A 20,642-nucleotide genomic window follows, 5' to 3' on the forward strand; every position below is an offset into this window, starting at 1 on the left:
GCGGCCGAGGCGAAACGCTTCAGCGCTACTCGAAGGCCAGGTGCGCGAGCCAGTACATCGCCGCCGCCACCCCCGCGGCGGCGGGCATCGTGATGAACCACCCCATCACGATGTTCTTCGCGACCCCCCACCGCACGGCCTTGACCCGCTTCGTCGCGCCGACGCCCATGATCGCCGAAGTGATCACGTGCGTGGTCGAGATGGGGGCGTTGAACATGAACGACGCCGAGTACATGATCCCCGACGCGGTCGTCTCCGCCGCGAACCCCTGCGGCGGCTGCAGGTCGATGATCCGCCGCCCCAGCGTCCGCATGATGCGCCAGCCGCCCGCGTACGTACCGAGCGACAGCATCAGCGCGCACGCCACCTTCACCCACCACGGGATGGCGTCGCCCTCGTCCTCCACGTCCGCGATGACCAGCGCCATCACCACGACGCCCATCGTCTTCTGCGCGTCCTGCAGCCCGTGCCCCAGCGCCATCGCCGCGGCCGAGACGGTCTGCGCCACCCGGAAGCCGCGCTGCGCGCGGCGCGGGGTGGAGCGGCGGAACCCCCACATGATCGCGCACATCGCCAGATAGCCGACGCACAGGCCGACGAGCGGCGAGACGAACATCGGGATGACGATCTTCTCCAGCACCCCGGACCAGTACACCGTCGACGACGCCGCCAGCGCCGCGCCGACCATGCCGCCGAAGAGCGCGTGCGAGGACGACGACGGCAGCCCGAAGTACCACGTGATCATGTTCCACGTGATCGCCCCGACCAGGGCGGCGAACAGGATCCACATCCCGTGCGAGCCGTGCGGGGTCTCGATCAGCCCTTCGCTCACCGTCTTGGCGACGCCGCTGCCGAGGAAGGCGCCGGCGAAGTTCATCACCGCGGCCATCAGCAGCGCGGCGCGCGGCGTCAGGGCACGGGTGGAGACGGAGGTCGCGATCGCGTTGGCGGAGTCGTGGAAGCCGTTGGTGTACGTGAAGAAGAGCGCAACCCCGATCGTGACGACAAGCGCGAAGGTGTCCACCGGGCTCAGGACTCCTTGACCGCGATCGTTTCCACGGTGTTCGCGACCTTCTCGAAGGCGTCGGCGGCCTCTTCCAGGACATCGACGATCTGCTTGAGCTTGAGCACCTCGATGGCGTCGTACTTGCCGTTGAAGAGGTGGGCGAGGAGTTTGCGGTGGATCTGGTCCGCCTGGTTCTCCAGCCTGTTGACCTCGATCCAGAACTCCGGCAGGTGGTTGAGCGTACGGAGGTTGGGCATCGCCTCCGCGGTCAGTTCCGCGGCCCGCGCGAGCACCTCGATCTGCTGCTCCACGCCCCGCGGCAGTTCCTCGATCTGGTAGAGGACGACGAGGTCGACGGCCTCCTCCATGAAGTCCATGATGTCGTCGAGGGAGCTGGCCAGCCGGTAGATGTCCTCCCGGTCGAAGGGCGTGATGAACGAGGCGTTGAGCTGGTGCAGGATGGCGTGGGTGGCGTCGTCACCGGCGTGCTCCGCAGCGCGCATCCGCTCGGCGATCTCGGCCCGGGCGGAGGAATCCGCCCCGAGCAGTTCCATCAGGAGCTTCGAGCCCGTCACGATGTTGTCAGCCGAGGCGGCGAACATATCGTAGAAGCTCGTCTCCCTGGGGGTCAGACGAAATCGCACGTGATGATCCTCAGTGCTGCGAATATCGGCGAATAGGTCCTGATGATGCTAGGCGAGCCACACCGGCGGAGCGAACCGGCTGTGCGGCACAGCCGCAGGACAGAATGCCACGAACGCGGTATCATATACCCCCAGAGGGTATATCCTGCACCGTTCGCATACGGTGGTACGCATACAGCGATACGCGCACCGGGCGGATCGAGGGATGGGAACGGAAGGACGGGCACGTGACCGACACCACGGCAACGACGGCCGCCGTCGAGACGGCGCCGGGCTCCGGCCCACACGGGTACAGCAAGGACAAAGAGGCCCACCTCAAACGACTCCGCCGGATCGAGGGCCAGGTCCGCGGCCTGCAGCGGATGGTCGAAGAGGACGTCTACTGCATCGACATACTCACGCAGGTCTCCGCGAGCACGAAGGCGCTGCAGTCCTTCGCGCTGCAACTGCTGGAAGAGCACCTGCGGCACTGCGTCGCCGACGCGGCCGCCCGGGGCGGCGACGAGATCGACGCGAAGGTCGAGGAGGCCACCGCGGCCATCGCCCGGATGCTGCGCGCGTAACGCCGGGCGGACGTCCGCCGCCCGTGCGCTACGGCGTGATCTCCTGCCGTCCGCGCCTGCGGTCCCGCTCGGAGCCGCGCCGCGCGGCTTCCACCCTCAGCACTTCGTCGATGCGGTCCTCGCTCAGGCGGTCTTCCGGTGCGCTCGTCGCCGCGATGATCAATTCGCCGCACAACTCGATTTCGGCGAGAGCCACATGGTCCTGGACGGCCGACCCCCGACCCACGTGCAATCACCCCACTTCCCCATGCACACCCGCCGGCAGCCGGGCTCACCGCTCAGAGTAGGGAGGGCGGCACAGTCCGCGCATGACACGTCTGGACCATTTACGGCCCCGGCCTTCCCGGGCGAATCCCGACGCGCCCGTGCAAAAGACCGGAATCAACTCCCGTCAGAGAGCGGGCTGTTGGCCGCTCTGGCGAACCGTTCCGGCATAGATGTCGCGCTCCGCGGGCAGGGTCACGTCGGCCGGCGCCCCGAAGTCGTAGGTTTCGACGGTCGACGCCACCCGCACCGGTGAGTCGCCGGACAGCGCGAACTCGTGCCGCACCCGCCGCGGCCGGCCGTCCGCGTCCAGATACACGTCGAAGGCGACCGCGTCCTGGACGAACCCGTCGGCCGCGGCGGCCAGCGCCCCGCGCGCGTACGCGGACGCGGAGCGGGCGGCGCGGCCGAGGCCGGCCGTGCCCTCGTAGTGCCGGACGACGCTGTCGCCGACGCGCTCCTCGCCCACGTAGCGCACCTCGCGGGCGCCGCGCAGCAGTTCGGCGGCGGTCAGCGGGTCGGTGGCGCCGTTGGTGACGAGGTTGCCGTCGGCCAGCCGGGTCGTGTCGAGCCGGAGCCACTTGTCGGCGGGGACGCCGGCGCCGCGGTTCTTCATGTACAGCGCGCCGCCCGCGTACAGCTCGGTGATCGGCTCCCCTTCGGCCTGCGGCAGCACCACGCGCAGCAGGCCGCGCCGCCCCGCGTAGTCGAAGGCGCCGTCGCCGCTGACGGTGACCCGGGTGCCGCCGCTGGTCATCTCCATCGCCGTACGCGCCCGGGAGCTGCCCGCGTCGGCGAGTGCGTCGGCGGCGCGCTGCACCGCGCTGAGCGGATCACCGCCCGGGTGTCCGTCGGCCGCCGCGCCGCGCTCGGAGCAGCCGGCGGTGGCGGACAGGGCCGCCGCTGCGAGTGCGGCGAGGAGCGCGAGCGCGGCGGCGGGCCGGGCCGCGGGGGCGGGGCGAGGGCCGGGACGGCCGGGGGTGCCGCCGGGGCGTGCGGGCGTGGTGCCGGTACGTACGGTCCGCCGCTGCTCCGCCGCCATCTCTCGCTACCCCCGGCCGGTGGTCTCTCCGGTTCGCTTAACGAGGTGGAGGGGGCCTCGTCACGGTCTGTCCCACCCGCGGTAGCGTGGCCGCGTGCTCAGCGACGGACCCGGCCCCGGGCCGGGTGACCCCGACGGCGGCGCGCGCTCCGGCGGCCCGTACCGCGACGAGAGGCACCGCACGTCGACCGCCGAGCGGGGCGCGTTCGTGTGCGCCCGCTGCACCTGCGGCTGGACCGGGCCGGCCCGCCGCGCCCGCTCCCGCGCCCGCGCGGACGCCGCGGACCATCTGCCCGACCTGCCGGACGGGACCGGCTGAGGGGTACGTACCGCCAGGCTTTGCTACTTGGGGGTAGCGAAGGGCGGACGTGATGCGCTGTGCTGTGCGGATGGACAGGCGCACAGTGCTCCGTACCGCCCTCGCCACCGCCGCGGGCGCGGGCGCCGCCGGCCTCGCCGGCTGCTCGGGCGACGACGACGGCGGGAAGCCCGACCCCAGGCCCGGCGGCTCCGGCGGCGGCACGACCACCGGCCCGCCGGACTGGCCCGCGCTCGCGCAGACCCTCGCCGGCCGCCTGGTCCTCCCCGGCCACAACGACTACAGAGTCGCCGCGCAGCAGTACAACACCCGCTTCGACGACCTGCGCCCCGCCGCCGTCGCCTACGTCGACCACGCCGACGACGCCGCCGAGTGCCTGCGCTTCGCCCGCGCCGCCGGCGTCCCCGTCTCCGTCCGCAGCGGAGGCCACTCCTACGCCGGCTTCTCCAGCGGCAACGGCCGCCTCGTCGTCGACGTCTCCGCCCTCTCCGCCGTCGACGCCGACTCCGACACCGCGACCGTCGGCGCCGGGGCGCGCACCATCGACGTCTACGAGGCCCTCGCCGTCCGCGGCCGGACCATACCCGCCGGCTCCTGCGCGACCGTCGGCATGGCCGGCCTCACCCTCGGCGGCGGCCACGGGGTGGTCTCGCGCGCGTACGGGCTCACCTGCGACCACCTCCGCGGCGCCACGGTCGTCACCGCCGACGGCAGGACCGTCGAGTGCTCGGCGGACGAGAACGAGGACCTGTTCTGGGCGCTGCGCGGCGCGGGCGGCGGCAACTTCGGCGTCGTCACCGAGCTGCGCTACGAGACCCGCGAGGCCGCGGACGTCGTCGCGGCGAACATGGTGTGGCCCTGGTCCAAGGCGGAGGCGCTGCTGACCACCTGGCAGCAGTGGGGACCCGACCAGCCCGACGAGCTGTGGTCCGCCGTCCACTTCGGCAACACCCGCGGCGGCGAGCCGACGATCTCCGTGGCCGCGCTGTCGCTGGGCACGGAGGACGACATGCACGACGCGGTCGACCTCCTCGCCGACCAGGCCGGCGGCCCCGGGCCGGCCGAGGACGTCTCCATCGGCCCGCAGACGTACCTCCACGCCATGCGTTCGTACGCGGGCTGCGCGGAGGCGAGCCGCGAGCAGTGCCGGCTGCAGGGCGGGGTGCCGGGGCGCAACGCCGTCGGCATCCTGCAGCGGGACACGTTCGCGGCGCGCTCCGACTTCTACGACGAGCCGCTGAGCGCCGGCGGCATCGGCACGCTGCTGGACCGGGCGGAGAAGGCGTCGCGGTCGGCGGACGCGCTGTTCATCCTCACGGCGCTGGGCGGGGCGGTGAACCGGGTGCCGGTGGCGGAGACCGCGTTCGTGCACCGCGGGTCGCGGGTGCTCGCGCAGTACATCTCGTCGTGGGACGAGGGCGAGGACGGCGGTCCCGGCGAGCGGTGGCTCGCGGACACGCACGCGGCGATGCGGACGCACGCCTCGGGCGCGGCGTACCAGAACTACACGGATCCGGGTCTGCGGAAGTGGCGCGGCGCGTACTACGGGCCGGCGGCGGAGCGGCTGGCGAAGGTGAAGGAGCAGTACGACCCGGAGCGGCTGTTCGACTTCGCCCAGGCGGTGTAGGCGCCCGGGCCCTCCGAGGGGGCGCGTGGGCGCACGCGCCCCGCCGGGGATGCTTCCGTACGCCCCCGGGCCGGCGCCTCGGCCCCCGCTGCCGAGCCGCTACCGCTCCCCTGTGCCGTGGCCGCTACGCCCGTGCCGTACCCGCTACGCCGCCAACTCGTCGCCGTCCCGGCCGCCTCCGCCGCGCTCCAGCGGCTCCGTCCGCGGCGCCGGGACCCCGCCGGGATCGTCGCCGGGCCCGGCCGCCGGGCCGGTGCCGGCGTCCGGCGCCTCCGGGTCGCCGACGAGCCAGTCCGGCGCCCGCCGCACCAGCGGCACCAGCGCGGCGATCGCGGCCGGCGCCAGCAGCAGCGCCACCGACGTGCCGAGCGCGACGCCGCCGACGACGTCCGAGGGGTAGTGCACGCCCAGGTAGACCCGGCTCAGCCCTTCCAGCAGGGCCAGCGCCAGCCCCGCGAGCCCGTACCGCTTACCCGCCATGAAGAGGCCGACCGCCAGCGCCATGGCGACCGAGGTGTGGTCGCTGACGAAGGAGTACCCGGTCGTGCCCGGCAGCAGGACCTCCAGGCCGTCGTGCTCCCGGAACGGCCGCGGGCGCTCCACGATCGCGCGGATCGGCATGTTCGCCACCCACGCGAGCACCGCCGCCAGCGGCCCCCACAGCAGCGCGGCCACGGCCGGTGCCGCGCCCGGGCGCCGGCGCACGCGCCACCAGCACACGACCAGCAGGACGCCGAGCAGCCCGATCAGCCCGTACTCACCGAGGAACGCCGCCCCGCGGTCGAACCAGGGCGGGGTGGAGTCCGCGACGCCGTTGATGTCGTACAGCACGGAAACGTCGGCGTTCGACCCGCTCGGGGGTGTCCCCGCCAGGTGCAGCGAACGCATGTCCACTCGGCTCCTCTCCCCACCCGTTTCCCGCTGATCGGCGACTGCCGTCTTTCCTATTGCAACGGTGTCGCCCGCCCTTTGCAACGGCGCCGCGGGGGTCGGCGTTCCGCCCGCGACCGAAAGATCACCGGGAGGTTATCCAAGAGTGACCGTCTCCGCCGCCGCTCCGGCGTCCGCGTGCCGCGGCGCGTCGCACGTCAGCGCGCCGCCGACGCGCACCGCCGACGCTCCGTCAGGGCTGCGGCAGCGCCGCGGCGCCGGCCTCCGTGACCCGGGTCGCGCCGAAGTAGTCCGGCGAGTCGATCGGATCGAAACGGATCACGGCGCCGGTGTAAGGGGCGTCAATCATGTAGCCGCCCCCTACATACAGCCCGACGTGGTGGATGGAGCGCGAGTCGTTCATGTCGTACGCGAAGAACACCAGGTCGCCGGGGAGCAGTTCGTCCCTTCCAGGGTGCGGCCCGGCGTTCCACTGGTCGTTCGCCACCCGCGGCAGCTCGATGCCCACCGAGGCGTACGCCGCCTTCGTCAGCCCCGAGCAGTCGAACCGGCCGCCCTCCTCGGGCGTGCCGTCGCCGCCCCACAGATAGGGCGTGCCGAGCTTGTCCTGCGCGTAGTGGATGGCGCCCGCGGCCTGCTTCGACGGCGACAGCCGGGAGGTGGGGGCGGCGAAGCTCTGCTCCAGGGCCTGGATGACCTGCACGTAGTTCTGCGTCTCGCGGTAGGGGGGCACGCCGTTGTACTTGATGACGGCGTACGGGCCGGCGTTGTAGGCGGCGAGCATGTTCTCCGTCGGGTCGCCGGGCACGTCCTCGACGTAGCCGGCGAGCTTGCAGTCGTACGTGGCCGCCGACGGGATGGCGTCCTCGGGGTCGTTGATGTCGCGCTCGCCGTCCCCGTTGGCGTCGATGCCGTGGGTGGCCCAGGTGCCGGGCATGAACTGCGCGATGCCGCGCGCGTCGGCGGGGCTGACGGCCTGGGGGTCCCAGCCGCTCTCCTGGTACAACTGCGCGGCGAGCAGGGCGGGGTTGAGGGCCGGGCAGAGGTTGCCCCACTTCTGCACCAGCGGCTGGTACGTCGCGGGCACGGCCCCCTTCGCCAGGCCGACGCCGCGCCCGGCGAGGCCGGACGCGGCGGTGTAGGTGCCGACGACGAGCAGGGCCAGGAACGACAGGACCATCCCCGACCCCAGCGCGACGAACAGCCAGAGCTTGCGCACCCCTCAACCATCCCTCATCGGGCCCCGGCTGTCTGCCCGTTCCCGGCGGGGCGGGCCCGTCAACGTCCCCCGCGCGTACGGTCCTTCGCGCACAGCGCGGCATCGGCCGCCCCCTGGAGGTCCGCCAGCCGGTCGCCCTCGGCGGCCCACGTGGTGGTGTAGACGGTGACCGTGCCCCGCCCGCGGTCCGCGCGCCCGCCGGCGACGGAGTCGCCGGGCAGGTCGCCGCCGTGGCCCCAGTACACGCCGCCGCAGCTCAGCGGGAAGGACGCGACGCCGTAGCCGTAGCGGCTGCCCTCGGGGTAGGTGTCGAGGCCGCCGACGTCGCTGGTGTCGTGGGTCATGATCCGCAGCGCCCAGCGCGGCAGCACCTTGCCGCCGAAGAGGGCGTTCCAGAAGGCGTTCTGGTCCTTCGGGGTGGTCACGAGGCCGCCGGAGGCGCCGAACTCGTACCCGGGCAGCTCGGTCACGTCGGTGACGCCGGCCTCCGGGTCGACGGGGTTGACGCCGTAGTTGCGGGCGTGCGGGCCGCGGATCGTGTACTCGCCCTGCGCGGGCCAGTACGTGTCCTTCAGGTGCAGCGGCTCGATGAGGGTGCGTGCGATGTACGTGCGGTAGTCCTCGCCGGTGACGTGCTTGATGAGCAGGCCGAGCGCGAGGTAGTTGGTGTTGGAGTAGCCCCAGCGCGCGCCGGGTGCGAAGTCGGCGGGGTGGTCGAGGGCGAGCGCGAGGTAGTCCTCCTCGGTCGCCGCGCTGCTCCAGTCGACGAACCGCAGGTACTCCGGCAGCCCGCTGGTCTGCTTGAGCAGGTGCCGCACGGTGACGCCGGTGCCGGCGAGCCGCGGCACGTACCGCGCGGCGGGCGCGCCGAGCCGTACCTCGCCCCGGGCGACGAGCCGCATCACGGCGGTGGCGGTGAACGCCTTGGTGTTGCTGGCCATCCGGTAACGGCCCTCGGCGCCGACCATGGGCCGGCCGGTCGCGGTGTCGGCGACGCCGGCGGTACGGGTCGTGCGGCCGTCGTACGCCAGGGCGCCGGGGACGCCGTCGCGCTCGACGAGGGCGTCGAGGCGGCTCTGTACGGGGTCGGGGGCGGCGGTGCCGCGGGCGGCGGCGGGGGCCGCAGCGCCGGCTGCACCGGCTGCACCGGCTGCACCGGCGAGAACGGCGGCGGCGAGGAGGGCAGCGGCGGCGGCTTTGCGGCGGGCGGCGGGGCGGGTGCGGTTCACGGCGGTCTCCCTGTCTCGTGGTGCGGCGGGTTCCACCCTCGTCCCCGTACGGGCCGTGCTCACTGGTGGGGACCGCCGGACCGGGGGTGGCACCAGCACCACCGCCGCACGCGCCGTAAGGCCACCTCCGCCCGCCCCCACCGGGGGTGTTGACTTAGAGAACACTCCAAGTGGTGCACTCACCGTCCGACCCGACCGGCACCCGGAGGCCCGTACCCCATGACCCACGACTCGCCCGTCACCCTCATCACCGGCGGCGGCAGCGGCATCGGCGCCGCAGCCGCCCGCCAACTCCTCGCCCGCGGCGGCCGCGTCACCGTCACCGGCCGCGGCGCCGAGCGGCTGCGCCGCTTCGCCGAGGACGCCGGCGACCCGCCGGAGCTGCTGACCCTGCCCGGCGACGCCTCCGACCACGAGGCGGTGGACGAGGCGGTACGGGCGACGCTCACGGCGTTCGGCCGGCTCGACGCCGTCGTCGCCAACGCCGGCTTCGCCACCCACGACGACCTCGGCACCGGGGACCCGGCCGGCTGGCGGGACATGGTGCTCACCAACGTCCTGGGGCCCGCGCTGCTGATCCGCAGCTCGCTGGCGGCGCTGCGCGAGTCGCGCGGGCGGATCGTCATCGTCGGCAGCGTCGCGGGCTTCGTCTACGGCGCGGGCAACATCTACGGCATCACCAAGTGGGCCATGACGGGCCTGGCGGAGAACACCCGCCGCATGGTCACAGGCGACGGCATCGGCGTCACGCTCGTCGCCCCCGGCCGCACCGACAGCCTCTTCTGGGACGGCCGGGGCGGGGCGCCGGAGGGCATGGAGATGATGACGTCCGACCAGGTCGCCGAGTCGATCGTCTGGGCGCTGAACCAGCCGGAGGGCGTCGACGTCAACACGGTCGTGATGCGCCCCATCGGCCAGCCCGTGTAGGGCACGCGGACACGCCGCCCGCGCGGCCCCGTACGACACCGCGGCCGCGCCGGGCCGGTCCGGGCCGCGTCAGGCACCGGCCGGCCCCTGCCCGCCGGCCCCCGCGCTCCCCGACGTCTCCGGCACGTCCGCCACCTCGGCGGCCCCGGCCACGGCCCCGGCCGCCTCCGCCGCCGGCCCGGCGGCCTCGTGGAGGGACGCCCCGACGCCGCTGACCGCGCCGGCGAGCACCACGATCCCCGAGACGACCGTCATCCCTTCGAACACATCCGCCGCCTTCCCTGGGGCCTGTTTGAGTCAAATCCACCAACGAGGCCCGCCCGGCGCCCGTCACCGCGACGCTCACTCTTCACATACTCCGATTCGGCGCAGGTCGGACAAGCCGACCGCCTCTCCGACCCCCCAGGCACGCAGCGTTGCCAATAGTCACCTAACGTGATACACACAGGAAAGTCAGTGGAGAGCACCGAACACCCTTGTGAAATCCCCGCGGTTGACGCCAAATCGACTCTCACGAGGGCATCATCAGAGAGGATGGACGATGACTCCTGCCGTCCATCCCGGACGGCAACACAGCGCATGGGGCGGTGAGTTACGACATGTTCCTGGCAGCCGACAAGGGCGACATCAACACCATCATCGGCGGTATCGCCCCTGACTGGGGCCCCTTCGGAAGCCTGGGCCAAGAAGCGCGCGTGATGATCGAAGTGGTCATGGCGGTCGCGATCCTGCTGTGCCTGGGCATCGCGATCTGGGGCGCGGCCAAGCAGCGCATCGGCGCGACCGCGCTGCGCGACACGTTCAGCGCGGAGCAGGGCAAGGGGCTGATCGTGGCCGGACTGACGGGAGTCTTCATCATCGGCTCCCTCGGCACCGTGTTCACGATCGTGTACGGAATGGCGGTGTAGGCCGGGCCGTGACTTCAGGGCCAGGCGTACGGCGAACGGCGGTGCGGCACACGCAGACGGGGCAGTGCCCGAGCCCGCGACCCGGGAGGCGACCGCCCCCCGGCCGCGGCCCGGGGACCCCCGTGCGGCGGAGGACGGCGCACCGCTACCTTCTTGTGCCTACGGCACGCCGGTGCAACGCAGCACCGGCGCACGAAGGGGGTGACCCGGCATGAGCCACGACGACGACTACGTCGACTACACCGACTACGCCACCCCCGAACCCGGCACCCGCACGCGCTTCGCCGAAGGCGACCACGACGCCCGCTACGGCGCCCCGCGCCGCGGCGGCCGCGTCTCGCCGTCCCGCGCGATGGTCACGGTCGTGGGCGTCGTCGTCCTCCTCATCGCCGCCATCGCGTTCGCGAACCGCGGCGGCAGCACCCAGGACGACCCCGGCACCACCGCCGACCCCGACAACCGGACCCAGCCCACGTCCCCCACGGGCGACTCCCCGGTCAGAAACTCCACGAACGGCATCCCCTCAGGCTTCCCCCGCTCGGCAGCGGGCGCCCAGTCGGCGGCGGCGAACTTCGCCGTCGCGCTCGGCGGCGACCAGATGTTCACGTCCGAAGGCCGCCACAAGCTGGTCGACGCCCTGTACACACCGGACCTGGCGGAGAAGACCAAGTCGGACATGGACGCGGCGTACTCCGAGGACTTCCTCGCCAACCTCGGCCTCGACGCCGAGGGCCGGCCCTCTTCCGGCATGACCTTCATCTCCCGGACGGTCCCGATCGGCACGACCGTCAAGGAGTACGAGGGCGGAAGGGCCACCGTCGCCGTCTGGTACACCGGCCTGATCGGCGTGGCAGGCCCCGACTCGGACGTGCCCGTACGCACCACCTGGCATACCTGGACCTTCGAACTCCAGTGGTCGGACGGCGACTGGAAGATCGCCGCCGACTCCCAGAAGCGGGGTCCCGCCCCCGTCCCCGGTGACGTACCGGCGGCGACCGACGAGCAGATCGAGGACGCCGTCGAGCAGTTCGGAGGCTTCACCTATGCCCGGTAGCCCGCGGCGTCGCGTCGCCTCAGCCCTCGGCCTGCTCGCCGGTGCGCAGGCCGCCCTTCTGCTCGCCGCCCCCCGCGCGCTCGGCGCCGTACCCGCGCAGGACGACGGCGGTGCCTGCGACAGCCTCATCGGCCCCGCCCGGGACTACTGCGAGAAGGAAGACGACGGCGGCCGCTCCGCGCCCAACTCGCCCGGCGACGTCACCGAGTCCGTCGACCCCCTGTCCTCGCTGGCGAAGGGCTGTGCCGAAGCCGCCGCCTGGACCATCGACAAGCTCTCCGACGCCGTCACCTCCACCACCACCGTCGACTTCACCAACACCACCTTCCTGCGCCAGTACGCCGTCGTCTTCGCCGCCTCCACCATCCTCACCCTCACCCTCTGGCTCCTCGCCGTCGCCAAGCGCGCCATCCGCGGCGTCCCCCTCACCGAAGCCCTCGGCGAGGCCCTCGGCTTCCTCTGGCTCACCGTCCTCGCCTCCGCCTTCACCCCCCTCGTCCTCTACACCCTCGTCACCGCCACCGACTCCGTCACCGAAGCCATCGCCTCCGGCACGTCGTCCAACACCGACACGTTCTTCGGCGGCTTCTCCGAAGCGCTCAAGAAGGGCGAGGACATCGGCGGCGGGCCGATCATGCTCATCGTCGTCTCCCTCGTCTCCGTGCTCGCCGCAGGCGTCCTCTGGCTGGAGCTCGTCATCCGCGCCGCCCTCCTCTACGTCGGCGCCCTCCTCGGCACCGCCGTCTACGCCGGGCTCGTCGACAAGAACATGTGGCACCACGTCCGCCGCTGGGCCGGGATCATGATCGCGGTGATCCTCGTCAAGCCGGTCATCGTCATCGTCCTCGGCCTCGCCGGCGCCCTCTCCGCCGAGGAGGGACCCGACGCCTTCTCCGCCGTCGTCTCCGGCCTCGCGATCATCCTGCTCGCCATCTTCGCCAGCGCGATGATCTACCGCTTCGTGCCCGGCTTCGGCGACGAGATCATGACCGCCAAGCAGGGCCGCCGCGCCACCTCCGCCAACCCCGCCTCCGCCGTCATGGCCACCCCCGCCGCCCTCGTCACCGCCGGCATGAAGACCCACGGCTCCCGCAGCTCGTCCTCCGGCCCCGCCGGCGGCACGAGCGGCGAGTCCCGCTCCGCCGCCAAGCCCGCCAACCCCGTGGCCGGCGGCGTCTCCGCGCACAGCACCCGCCCGCAGCAGTCCACCCCGTCCAAGCCCCGCACCGCCAACCACAGTTCCGGCGCACCCGGCCCCGGCTCCGGCGCGCAAGGCGGCCGCGGCGCGTCCTCGCAGTCCGCCCAACAGCCCGGAAACAGGAGGTGACCTGCGGTGACCACGCACGACACACCACCGATCACCCCCCGTCGCACGTACCTCATCGGCAAGGCCCGCCCCAACGCCATCGTCGGCCGCAACCGCGAGACCGGCGAGATCGGCATGATCATCGGCGGCGCCTTCCTCGGCATGATGTGCGGCCTCCTGGTCCCCGTGCTGACGCTGCGCATCGTGCTGCTCATGGGCTTCCCGCTGCTCGCCCTCGCCGCCGTCTACGTCCCGTACCGCGGCCGCACCTTCTACCGCTGGTTCGAGATCAGCCGCAGCCACCGCCGCCTCCTGCGCAGCGGCGCCGCCGTCTACCGCTCCGGCGCCCAGGAAGCCGGCACGCGCCTCAACGGCGAGGAGGTCGCCGTCGGCACCCCGCCGGGCATCGGCCGCATCAACTGGCAGGTCGCCCCCTTCGGCCCCGACGAGATCGCCGTCCTGCTGCACGCGGACCGCCGCACCGTCACGGCCGTCATAGAGATCGAGGGCCCCGGCGTCGGCCTGCGCGACAGCGAGGACCAGGAAGCGCTCGTCGACCGCTTCGGCACGCTCCTCAAGCACGCCGCCAACGGCGACGGCTTCGTCCGCCGCCTGCAGATGCTCGCCCGCACGCTGCCCGCCGACCCCGACGCGCACGCCAAGGACGTCTCGCAGCGCGGCGACCCGCGCGCGCCGCAGTGGATAAAGGGCTCGTACGACCAGCTCCAGTCCATGGTCTCCACCTCCTCCGAGCAGCACCGCGCCTACCTCGTCGCCTGCATGCCCTACACCCGCGACCTCGGCCAGGAGGCCACGGTGATGGGCCGCGCGACCAAGCAGAGCCGCGACGAGTGCATCGCCGTCATCATGGCCCGCGAGCTGGGCGACATCTGCGCCCGTCTCGCCGAGGCCGACATCCGCGTACGGCAGCCGCTGGGCATCGCGCGCCTGGCGGCCCTCGTACACTCCATGTACGACCCGGACCACCCCATCGACCACATCCAGGCGATGACCCAGCGCAACGCCTGGCCGGCCGAACTGGACGCCGTGGACCCGCAGTACCTGCGCGCCAAGACCCGCGAGTCGGCGACCCGCGACCCCTGGTGCCACGCCACCGCGTGGGTGAAGGAATGGCCGATGACCCCGGTCGGCGTCAACTTCCTCGCCCCGCTCCTCGTCCACACCCCGGACGTCATCCGCACGGTCGCCGTATGCATGGACCTGGAGCCCACAGAAGTGGCCATCGAGCGGATGCTGACCGAGAAGACGAACGACGACGCCGAGGCGTCCCGGCAGGCGAAGATGAACCGCGTCGTCGACCCCCGGGACATCGCCCACCACGACCGCATCGACCAGCGCGGCGAAGACCTCGCCTCCGGCGCCGCCGGCGTCAACATCGTCGGCTACCTCACGGTCTCCGCCCGCTCCCCCGAGGCCCTCGCCCGCGACAAGCGCACGATCCGCGCCTCGGCGGGCAAGTCCTACCTGAAACTGGAATGGTGCGACAGAGAGCACCACCGCGCGTTCGTGAACACCCTGCCTTTCGCGACCGGGATCAGGTGACCCATGGCTGAGCGGCTGATGCTCCCCCACGAGACGGCACGCGCCATGCGCCGCGGTCCGTCCCCCCACGCTCCGGTCCCCGCCCGGAAGGGCACACCGCACCACCGCGCGTTCGTGAACACCCTGCCCTTCGCGACCGGGATCAGGTGACCCCCCATGGCCGACCTTCTCGATCTGGCGACGCGCGCCTTCGCGGGCTTCGTCTTCGGCAAGACGGAGACCCAGCGGCTGCCCGTGCGCACCTCCAGCGCGCAGGCGCAGGCCGTCTATCTCCCCACCGCCGCGCCCGGCCTGGGCGACTCCGGCGTCATCATCGGCCGCGAGGTCTACAGCGGCAAGGGCTACATCTACGACCCCTTCCAGCTCTACGGCCAGCAGCTCCCCGCGCCGCACTGGCTGGTGCTCGGCGAGTCCGGCAACGGCAAGTCGGCGCTGGAGAAGACCTACGTGCTGCGCCAACTGCGCTTCCGCGACCGCCAGGTCGTCGTGCTCGACGCGCAGGGTGAGGACGGCGTCGGCGAGTGGGCGCTCATCGCGCAGGAACTGGGCATCACCCCGATCCGCCTCGATCCCCTCGCCGCCCTCGACAGCGGCATCCGCCTCAACCCACTGGACCCGGCGATCACATCCACCGGCCAGCTCGCCCTGCTCCGTACGATCATCGAGGTCGCCACCGGCAGCGGCCTCGACGAGCGCTCCGGCTTCGCCCTCAAGGTCGCCCACGCGTACGTCAACGAGACCGTGACCGACCGCCAGCCGGTGCTCACCGACATCGTCGAGCAGCTCCGCCACCCCGCCCCGACCGCCGCCGAGGCCATGAACGTCGACGTCGAGGACGTCCGCAACTGGGGCCTGGACGTCGCCCTCGTCCTCGACCGCCTCGTCGACGGCGACCTGCGCGGCATGTTCGACGGCCCGACGACGGTCGGCATCGACCTCGACTCGCCGCTCATCATCTTCGACCTGTCCCACATCGACCGGAACTCGATCGCCATGCCGATCCTCATGGCGATCGTCGGCGTGTGGCTGGAGCACACCTGGATCCGCCCCGACCGCAAGAAGCGCATCTTCCTGGTGGAAGAGGCGTGGCACATCATCAACTCCCCCTTCGTCGCCCAGCTCTTCCAGCGGCTGCTGAAGTTCGGCCGCCGCCTGGGCCTGTCCTTCGTCGCCGTCGTCCACCACCTGTCGGACGTCGTGGACGGAGCAGCGGCACGAGAGGCGGCGGCGATTCTCAAGATGGCCTCGACTCGCACGATCTACGCCCAGAAGGCGGACGAGGCGCGCGCGACGGGCAAGGTCCTCGGGCTGCCCCGCTGGGCCGTCGAGATCATCCCGACGCTGACGCCCGGCATCGCCGTCTGGGACGTCAACGGCAACGTCCAGGTCGTCAAGCACCTGGTGACCGAGGCCGAACGCCCGCTGGTCTTCACCGACCGGGCCATGACGGAGTCCGCCCCGGTACCGGCCCTGGAGGCGGCGGACGACGCCGGTCCGGTGGTGATGGAGAAGGAATCGACGGTGGCCTGAAATGGCGCAGGGTCACGGTGGACGAAACCGGGGCGGACGCGAGCAGGGAGGTCCCGAGCGGGGCATCCCCGACGCCCTGCTCCTCGGCGTACTGGCGTTCCTGCTCGGCGTGACGATTCTGGTGTGGACGGCGACGGGCCTGTCCGGGCTGCTGGCCCACGGGGCGTGGCCGGACGGCGTCACGTTCACGCGGACGCCGCTGGCGATGCGCGAGCTGGTCTCGGAACCGCACGATCTGCCGGCCGCCTGGCCGAACACGCCGCCGAAGTCCCTGTCGGGGTGGGGGCTGTTCTGGGGCGTGTTCATCAGTCAGTTGATGGTGCTCGGCACGTTCACGCTGGTGGGCATGACGACGGCGGCGAGCTGGCGGGCCCGCCGGACGGCGGCACGCAAGGCCGCGGCGGGAGACGAGGCGCTGGCGGGCGGCCTGGAGGACCGGTACGAGGAGAGCGAGCGGTACGCGCGGCACGAGGGGGACGAGCAGACCCGGCCCCCGGCACCCACCCCGCAGCCCGGGCCGCCCGTCCGCGGAACGCGGGAACCACGTCAGCAGCCCACGCGCCCCCTCCCGGGGGTCCCGCAGCAGCCGCCGGCCCCGGCGGGGACGCCGCCGGCGCACGCGGGCCCGCTGGTGTTCCGCAAGGGCAGCCCGACGGCCGTGACGCTCACCCGGGAGAAGCTGCTGGGCGCGGAAGGCCCGGCGCTGGTCGTCACCTCCGACGCCTCTCTGTGGTCGGACACCAAGGACGCCCGCGCCAAGCTCGGCCCCGTCCTCGTCTACGACCCGGGCCAGCTCTGCGACACCCCGGACCGCCTCCGCTGGTCCCCCGCCACCGGCTGCCAGGACCGCCCCACGGCCGCCGCCCGCGCAGCGGCCCTCCTGCGCCCGGTACGCCCCCAGCACCGTACGGACACGACCGTGGCGGACACGGCGGAGACGATGCTCGCGTGCTGGCTCCACGCCGCCGCCGTGGCGGCCCGCCCCTTCGCCCAGGTCCACCGCTGGGCCCAGGGCACAGGCGCCCACGAACCGGTGGGGATACTCCGCTCGACTCCCGAAGCGGCCTCCGGCGCGGCCGGCGAGCTGGAGTCGGCCCTGACCGGCCATCCCGAACGGCGGGACGAGGCGGCGGAGTTGGTGGCGACGGCGCTGGAGGGCATGTCCTCGATCCACATCCGCAACTCTTCAAAACCCACGCGAGCAGATTCGCTCGTTCTGGAGTCATTCATCGACGAAGGGGGAACGCTCTATCTGGTGGGTGAAGCCATCGAGGGCCCCCGGTCCCGCCCGGGCGCGATGCCACTGCTCACCGCCCTCGCCGCAGACGTGGTCGAGCACGGCCGCCGCATGGCCGCAGGGTCATCCACCGGCCGGCTCGACCCACCACTCACCCTCGTCCTCGACGACGTCGCCGCAGTCGCCCCCCTCGCCCAGCTCCCCGCCCTCCTCACCGAAGGCGACCGCGAGGGACTGCCGACCATGGCCACGATGCGCTCGCCGGAGCAGGCGCGCAGCCGGTGGCCCGGACTCTCGCTGGGGGTGTGAGGGGTCTGGAAATGGGTCAACCCCCGGACGCTGTCCGGGGGTTGACCCATAAAAGTTGTTCGGCGGTGACCTACTCTCCCACACGGTCCCCCATGCAGTACCATCGGCGCGGTCGGGCTTAGCTTCCGGGTTCGGAATGAGACCGGGCGTTTCCCCAACGCTATGACCACCGAAACACAATGAAACAATGCAACCACCACCAGGGGTGGGGGTTGTTGTCTCAGAACCTACACAGTGGACGCAAGCAGCTATGGACAAGCCCTCGGCCTATTAGTACCGGTCACCTCCACCCCTCACAGGGCTTCCAGATCCGGCCTATCAACCCCGTCGTCTACAGGGGGCCTTAACCCCTCAAGGGGGTGGGAGTCCTCATCTCGAAGCAGGCTTCCCGCTTAGATGCTTTCAGCGGTTATCCCTCCCGAACGTAGCCAACCAGCCATGCCCTTGGCAGAACAACTGGCACACCAGAGGTCCGTCCGTCCCGGTCCTCTCGTACTAGGGACAGCCCTTCTCAAGACTCCTACGCGCGCAGCGGATAGGGACCGAACTGTCTCACGACGTTCTAAACCCAGCTCGCGTGCCGCTTTAATGGGCGAACAGCCCAACCCTTGGGACCGACTCCAGCCCCAGGATGCGACGAGCCGACATCGAGGTGCCAAACCATCCCGTCGATATGGACTCTTGGGGAAGATCAGCCTGTTATCCCCGGGGTACCTTTTATCCGTTGAGCGACGGCGCTCCCACAAGCCACCGCCGGATCACTAGTCCCTGCTTTCGCACCTGCTCGACCCGTCAGTCTCGCAGTCAAGCTCCCTTGTGCACTTACACTCACCACCTGATGACCAACCAGGCTGAGGGAACCTTTGGGCGCCTCCGTTACCCTTTAGGAGGCAACCGCCCCAGTTAAACTACCCACCAGACACTGTCCCCGATCCGGATCACGGACCCAGGTTAGACATCCAACACGACCAGAGTGGTATTTCAACGACGACTCCACAACCACTGGCGTGGCCGCTTCACAGTCTCCCACCTATCCTACACAAGCCGAACCGAACACCAATATCAAGCTGTAGTAAAGGTCCCGGGGTCTTTCCGTCCTGCTGCGCGAAACGAGCATCTTTACTCGTAATGCAATTTCACCGGGCCTATGGTTGAGACAGTCGAGAAGTCGTTACGCCATTCGTGCAGGTCGGAACTTACCCGACAAGGAATTTCGCTACCTTAGGATGGTTATAGTTACCACCGCCGTTTACTGGCGCTTAAGTTCTCAGCTTCGCCACCCGAAGGTGACTAACCGGTCCCCTTAACGTTCCAGCACCGGGCAGGCGTCAGTCCGTATACATCGCCTTACAGCTTCGCACGGACCTGTGTTTTTAGTAAACAGTCGCTTCTCGCTGGTCTCTGCGGCCACCCCCAGCTCCAGCCGTAAAGGCCATCACCGGAAGCGGCCCCCCTTCTCCCGAAGTTACGGGGGCATTTTGCCGAGTTCCTTAACCATAGTTCACCCGAACGCCTCGGTATACTCTACCTGACCACCTGAGTCGGTTTAGGGTACGGGCCGCCATGAAACATCGCTAGAGGCTTTTCTCGACAGCATAGGATCATCCACTTCACCACAATCGGCTCGGCATCAGGTCTCACCCTCATGTTGCACGGATTTACCTGCACAACGGGCCACACCCTTACCCCGGGACAACCACCGCCCGGGCTGGACTACCTTCCTGCGTCACCCCATCACTCACCTACTACAAGCTCGGATCACCGGCTCCACCACACCCCGTATCACCCGAAGGATCAACAAGGGGGCTTCACGGGCTTAGCATCACCTGATTCGATGTTTGGCGCCTCACAGCGGGTACCGGAATATCAACCGGTTATCCATCGACTACGCCTGTCGGCCTCGCCTTAGGCCCCGACTTACCCTGGGCAGATCAACTTGACCCAGGAACCCTTAGTCAATCGGCGCACACGTTTCCCACGTGTGTATCGCTACTCATGCCTGCATTCTCACTCGCGAACCGTCCACACCTCCCTTACGGGGATGCTTCACCCGGCACACGACGCTCCCCTACCCAACAACACACCCGTTAAGGCTATCTGTGCTGCTGACACGACTTCGGCGGTACGCTTGAGCCCCGCTACATTGTCGGCGCGGAATCACTTGACCAGTGAGCTATTACGCACTCTTTCAAGGATGGCTGCTTCTAAGCCAACCTCCTGGTTGTCTCTGCGACTCCACATCCTTTCCCACTTAGCATACGCTTAGGGGCCTTAGTCGATGCTCTGGGCTGTTTCCCTCTCGACCACGGAGCTTATCCCCCGCAGTCTCACTGCCGCGCTCAACTTACCGGCATTCGGAGTTTGGCTAAGGTCAGTAACCCGGTAAGGCCCATCGCCTATCCAGTAGCTCTACCTCCGGCAAGCAACACACGACGCTGCACCTAAATGCATTTCGGGGAGAACCAGCTATCACGGAGTTTGATTGGCCTTTCACCCCTAACCACAGGTCATCCCCCAGGTTTTCAACCCTGGTGGGTTCGGGCCTCCACGACCTCTTACAGCCGCTTCACCCTGCCCATGGCTAGATCACCCCGCTTCGGGTCTAGAGCGTGCAACTCGAGTCGCCCAGCTAGGACTCGCTTTCGCTACGGCTACCCCACACGGGTTAACCTCGCTACACACCGCTAACTCGCAGGCTCATTCTTCAAAAGGCACGCAGTCACGACACACAGCCCGAAGGCTGCATGCGACGCTCCCACGGCTTGTAGGCACACGGTTTCAGGTACTCTTTCACTCCGCTCCCGCGGTACTTTTCACCATTCCCTCACGGTACTATCCGCTATCGGTCACCAGGGAATATTTAGGCTTAGCGGGTGGTCCCGCCAGATTCACACGGGATTTCTCGGGCCCCGTGCTACTTGGGAAACAAACAAGCAAGCCGCCACGATTTCAGCTACGGGGGTCTTACCCTCTACGCCGGGCCTTTCGCATGCCCTTCGCCTAT

18 protein-coding genes and 2 rRNA genes (1 of these 20 cut by a window edge) are annotated in these 20,642 nt (G+C 70.5%); 10 read left to right on the forward strand and 10 right to left on the reverse strand.

The window, feature by feature from the left end; genetic code table 11:
• Positions 1-25: 25 nt before the first annotated feature.
• Both O7599_RS17650 and O7599_RS17655 read right to left on the reverse strand, forming a co-directional pair.
• Positions 26-1,024, reverse strand: a complete 999-nt coding sequence (locus O7599_RS17650) for an inorganic phosphate transporter (RefSeq protein WP_281623113.1) — start codon at positions 1,022-1,024, stop codon at positions 26-28.
• Positions 1,025-1,029: 5 nt separating this feature from the next.
• Positions 1,030-1,650 (reverse strand): DUF47 family protein, encoded by a 621-nt coding sequence (locus O7599_RS17655; RefSeq protein WP_101423001.1) that lies wholly within the window; start codon positions 1,648-1,650, stop codon positions 1,030-1,032.
• Positions 1,651-1,877: 227 nt separating this feature from the next.
• Here O7599_RS17655 and O7599_RS17660 point away from each other — a divergent pair, with 227 nt between their 5' ends.
• On the forward strand, positions 1,878-2,213 hold the full coding sequence (locus O7599_RS17660) for a metal-sensitive transcriptional regulator (protein ID WP_037743628.1): 336 nt from the start codon (positions 1,878-1,880) through the stop codon (positions 2,211-2,213).
• Positions 2,214-2,241: 28 nt separating this feature from the next.
• Here the strand turns inward: O7599_RS17660 and O7599_RS17665 are convergent, their stop codons facing one another.
• Together O7599_RS17665 and O7599_RS17670 are read right to left on the reverse strand one after the other, a co-directional pair.
• On the reverse strand, positions 2,242-2,439 hold the full coding sequence (locus O7599_RS17665) for a hypothetical protein (RefSeq protein WP_348652613.1): 198 nt from the start codon (positions 2,437-2,439) through the stop codon (positions 2,242-2,244).
• 165 nt (positions 2,440-2,604) lie between these two features.
• Positions 2,605-3,519: a hypothetical protein gene (locus tag O7599_RS17670; protein ID WP_281623115.1), complete on the reverse strand. Its 915-nt coding sequence runs from the start codon at positions 3,517-3,519 to the stop codon at positions 2,605-2,607.
• Between the two features lie 94 nt (positions 3,520-3,613).
• Between O7599_RS17670 and O7599_RS17675 the strand changes: the two genes are divergently transcribed.
• Complete coding sequence (locus O7599_RS17675; RefSeq protein WP_281623116.1) at positions 3,614-3,838, forward strand: hypothetical protein; 225 nt, start codon at positions 3,614-3,616, stop codon at positions 3,836-3,838.
• An 85-nt stretch (positions 3,839-3,923) separates the two neighbouring features.
• Positions 3,924-5,465 (forward strand): FAD-binding oxidoreductase, encoded by a 1,542-nt coding sequence (locus O7599_RS17680; protein ID WP_281623421.1) that lies wholly within the window; start codon positions 3,924-3,926, stop codon positions 5,463-5,465.
• 144 nt (positions 5,466-5,609) lie between these two features.
• On the opposite strand, the gene O7599_RS17685 is transcribed toward O7599_RS17680, so the two are convergent.
• The 3 genes from O7599_RS17685 to O7599_RS17695 all read right to left on the reverse strand — a co-directional run bounded on the left by O7599_RS17685 (position 5,610) and on the right by O7599_RS17695 (position 8,804).
• The gene (locus O7599_RS17685) at positions 5,610-6,353 is read right to left on the reverse strand and encodes a phosphatase PAP2 family protein (RefSeq protein WP_281623117.1); all 744 of its coding nucleotides are present in this window, start codon (positions 6,351-6,353) and stop codon (positions 5,610-5,612) included.
• Positions 6,354-6,588: 235 nt separating this feature from the next.
• The gene (locus tag O7599_RS17690; protein ID WP_281623118.1) at positions 6,589-7,575 is read right to left on the reverse strand and encodes a bifunctional lytic transglycosylase/C40 family peptidase; all 987 of its coding nucleotides are present in this window, start codon (positions 7,573-7,575) and stop codon (positions 6,589-6,591) included.
• A gap of 59 nt (positions 7,576-7,634) precedes the next feature.
• Positions 7,635-8,804 carry a serine hydrolase domain-containing protein gene (locus O7599_RS17695; RefSeq protein WP_281623119.1) on the reverse strand — a complete coding sequence of 390 codons (1,170 nt, stop codon included), beginning with the start codon at positions 8,802-8,804 and terminating at the stop codon, positions 7,635-7,637.
• A 219-nt stretch (positions 8,805-9,023) separates the two neighbouring features.
• On the opposite strand from O7599_RS17695, the gene O7599_RS17700 reads away from it, so the two are divergent.
• Positions 9,024-9,731, forward strand: coding sequence for an SDR family NAD(P)-dependent oxidoreductase (locus O7599_RS17700; RefSeq protein ID WP_281623120.1), 708 nt, complete (start codon positions 9,024-9,026; stop codon positions 9,729-9,731).
• Between the two features lie 69 nt (positions 9,732-9,800).
• Here the strand turns inward: O7599_RS17700 and O7599_RS17705 are convergent, their stop codons facing one another.
• Complete coding sequence (locus O7599_RS17705; protein ID WP_281623121.1) at positions 9,801-9,986, reverse strand: hypothetical protein; 186 nt, start codon at positions 9,984-9,986, stop codon at positions 9,801-9,803.
• 344 nt (positions 9,987-10,330) lie between these two features.
• On the opposite strand from O7599_RS17705, the gene O7599_RS17710 reads away from it, so the two are divergent.
• The 6 genes from O7599_RS17710 (at position 10,331) to O7599_RS17735 (ending at position 17,638) form a co-directional block, all read left to right on the forward strand.
• Positions 10,331-10,639: a hypothetical protein gene (locus tag O7599_RS17710; RefSeq protein ID WP_018840935.1), complete on the forward strand. Its 309-nt coding sequence runs from the start codon at positions 10,331-10,333 to the stop codon at positions 10,637-10,639.
• Between the two features lie 211 nt (positions 10,640-10,850).
• Entirely contained in the window at positions 10,851-11,693 is an 843-nt protein-coding gene (locus O7599_RS17715) for a hypothetical protein (RefSeq protein WP_281623122.1), read from the forward strand.
• Positions 11,683-13,020 carry a hypothetical protein gene (locus tag O7599_RS17720; RefSeq protein WP_281623123.1) on the forward strand — a complete coding sequence of 446 codons (1,338 nt, stop codon included), beginning with the start codon at positions 11,683-11,685 and terminating at the stop codon, positions 13,018-13,020. The genes O7599_RS17715 and O7599_RS17720 overlap by 11 nt, the downstream gene beginning before the upstream one ends.
• Before the next feature lie 6 nt (positions 13,021-13,026).
• Positions 13,027-14,562 (forward strand): SCO6880 family protein, encoded by a 1,536-nt coding sequence (locus O7599_RS17725; RefSeq protein ID WP_281623124.1) that lies wholly within the window; start codon positions 13,027-13,029, stop codon positions 14,560-14,562.
• A gap of 156 nt (positions 14,563-14,718) precedes the next feature.
• Positions 14,719-16,092, forward strand: a complete 1,374-nt coding sequence (locus tag O7599_RS17730) for an ATP-binding protein (RefSeq protein WP_281623125.1) — start codon at positions 14,719-14,721, stop codon at positions 16,090-16,092.
• Position 16,093: 1 nt separating this feature from the next.
• On the forward strand, positions 16,094-17,638 hold the full coding sequence (locus O7599_RS17735; RefSeq protein WP_281623126.1) for a type VI secretion protein: 1,545 nt from the start codon (positions 16,094-16,096) through the stop codon (positions 17,636-17,638).
• A 57-nt stretch (positions 17,639-17,695) separates the two neighbouring features.
• Here the strand turns inward: O7599_RS17735 and rrf are convergent.
• Positions 17,696-17,812: ribosomal RNA gene (rrf, locus tag O7599_RS17740) — 5S ribosomal RNA — on the reverse strand.
• A 76-nt stretch (positions 17,813-17,888) separates the two neighbouring features.
• A 23S ribosomal RNA gene (locus O7599_RS17745) occupies positions 17,889-20,642 on the reverse strand; it runs 373 nt beyond the window's last position.

The sequence above is a fragment of the Streptomyces sp. WMMC500 genome (assembly GCF_027497195.1).
GTDB lineage: Bacteria > Actinomycetota > Actinomycetes > Streptomycetales > Streptomycetaceae > Streptomyces.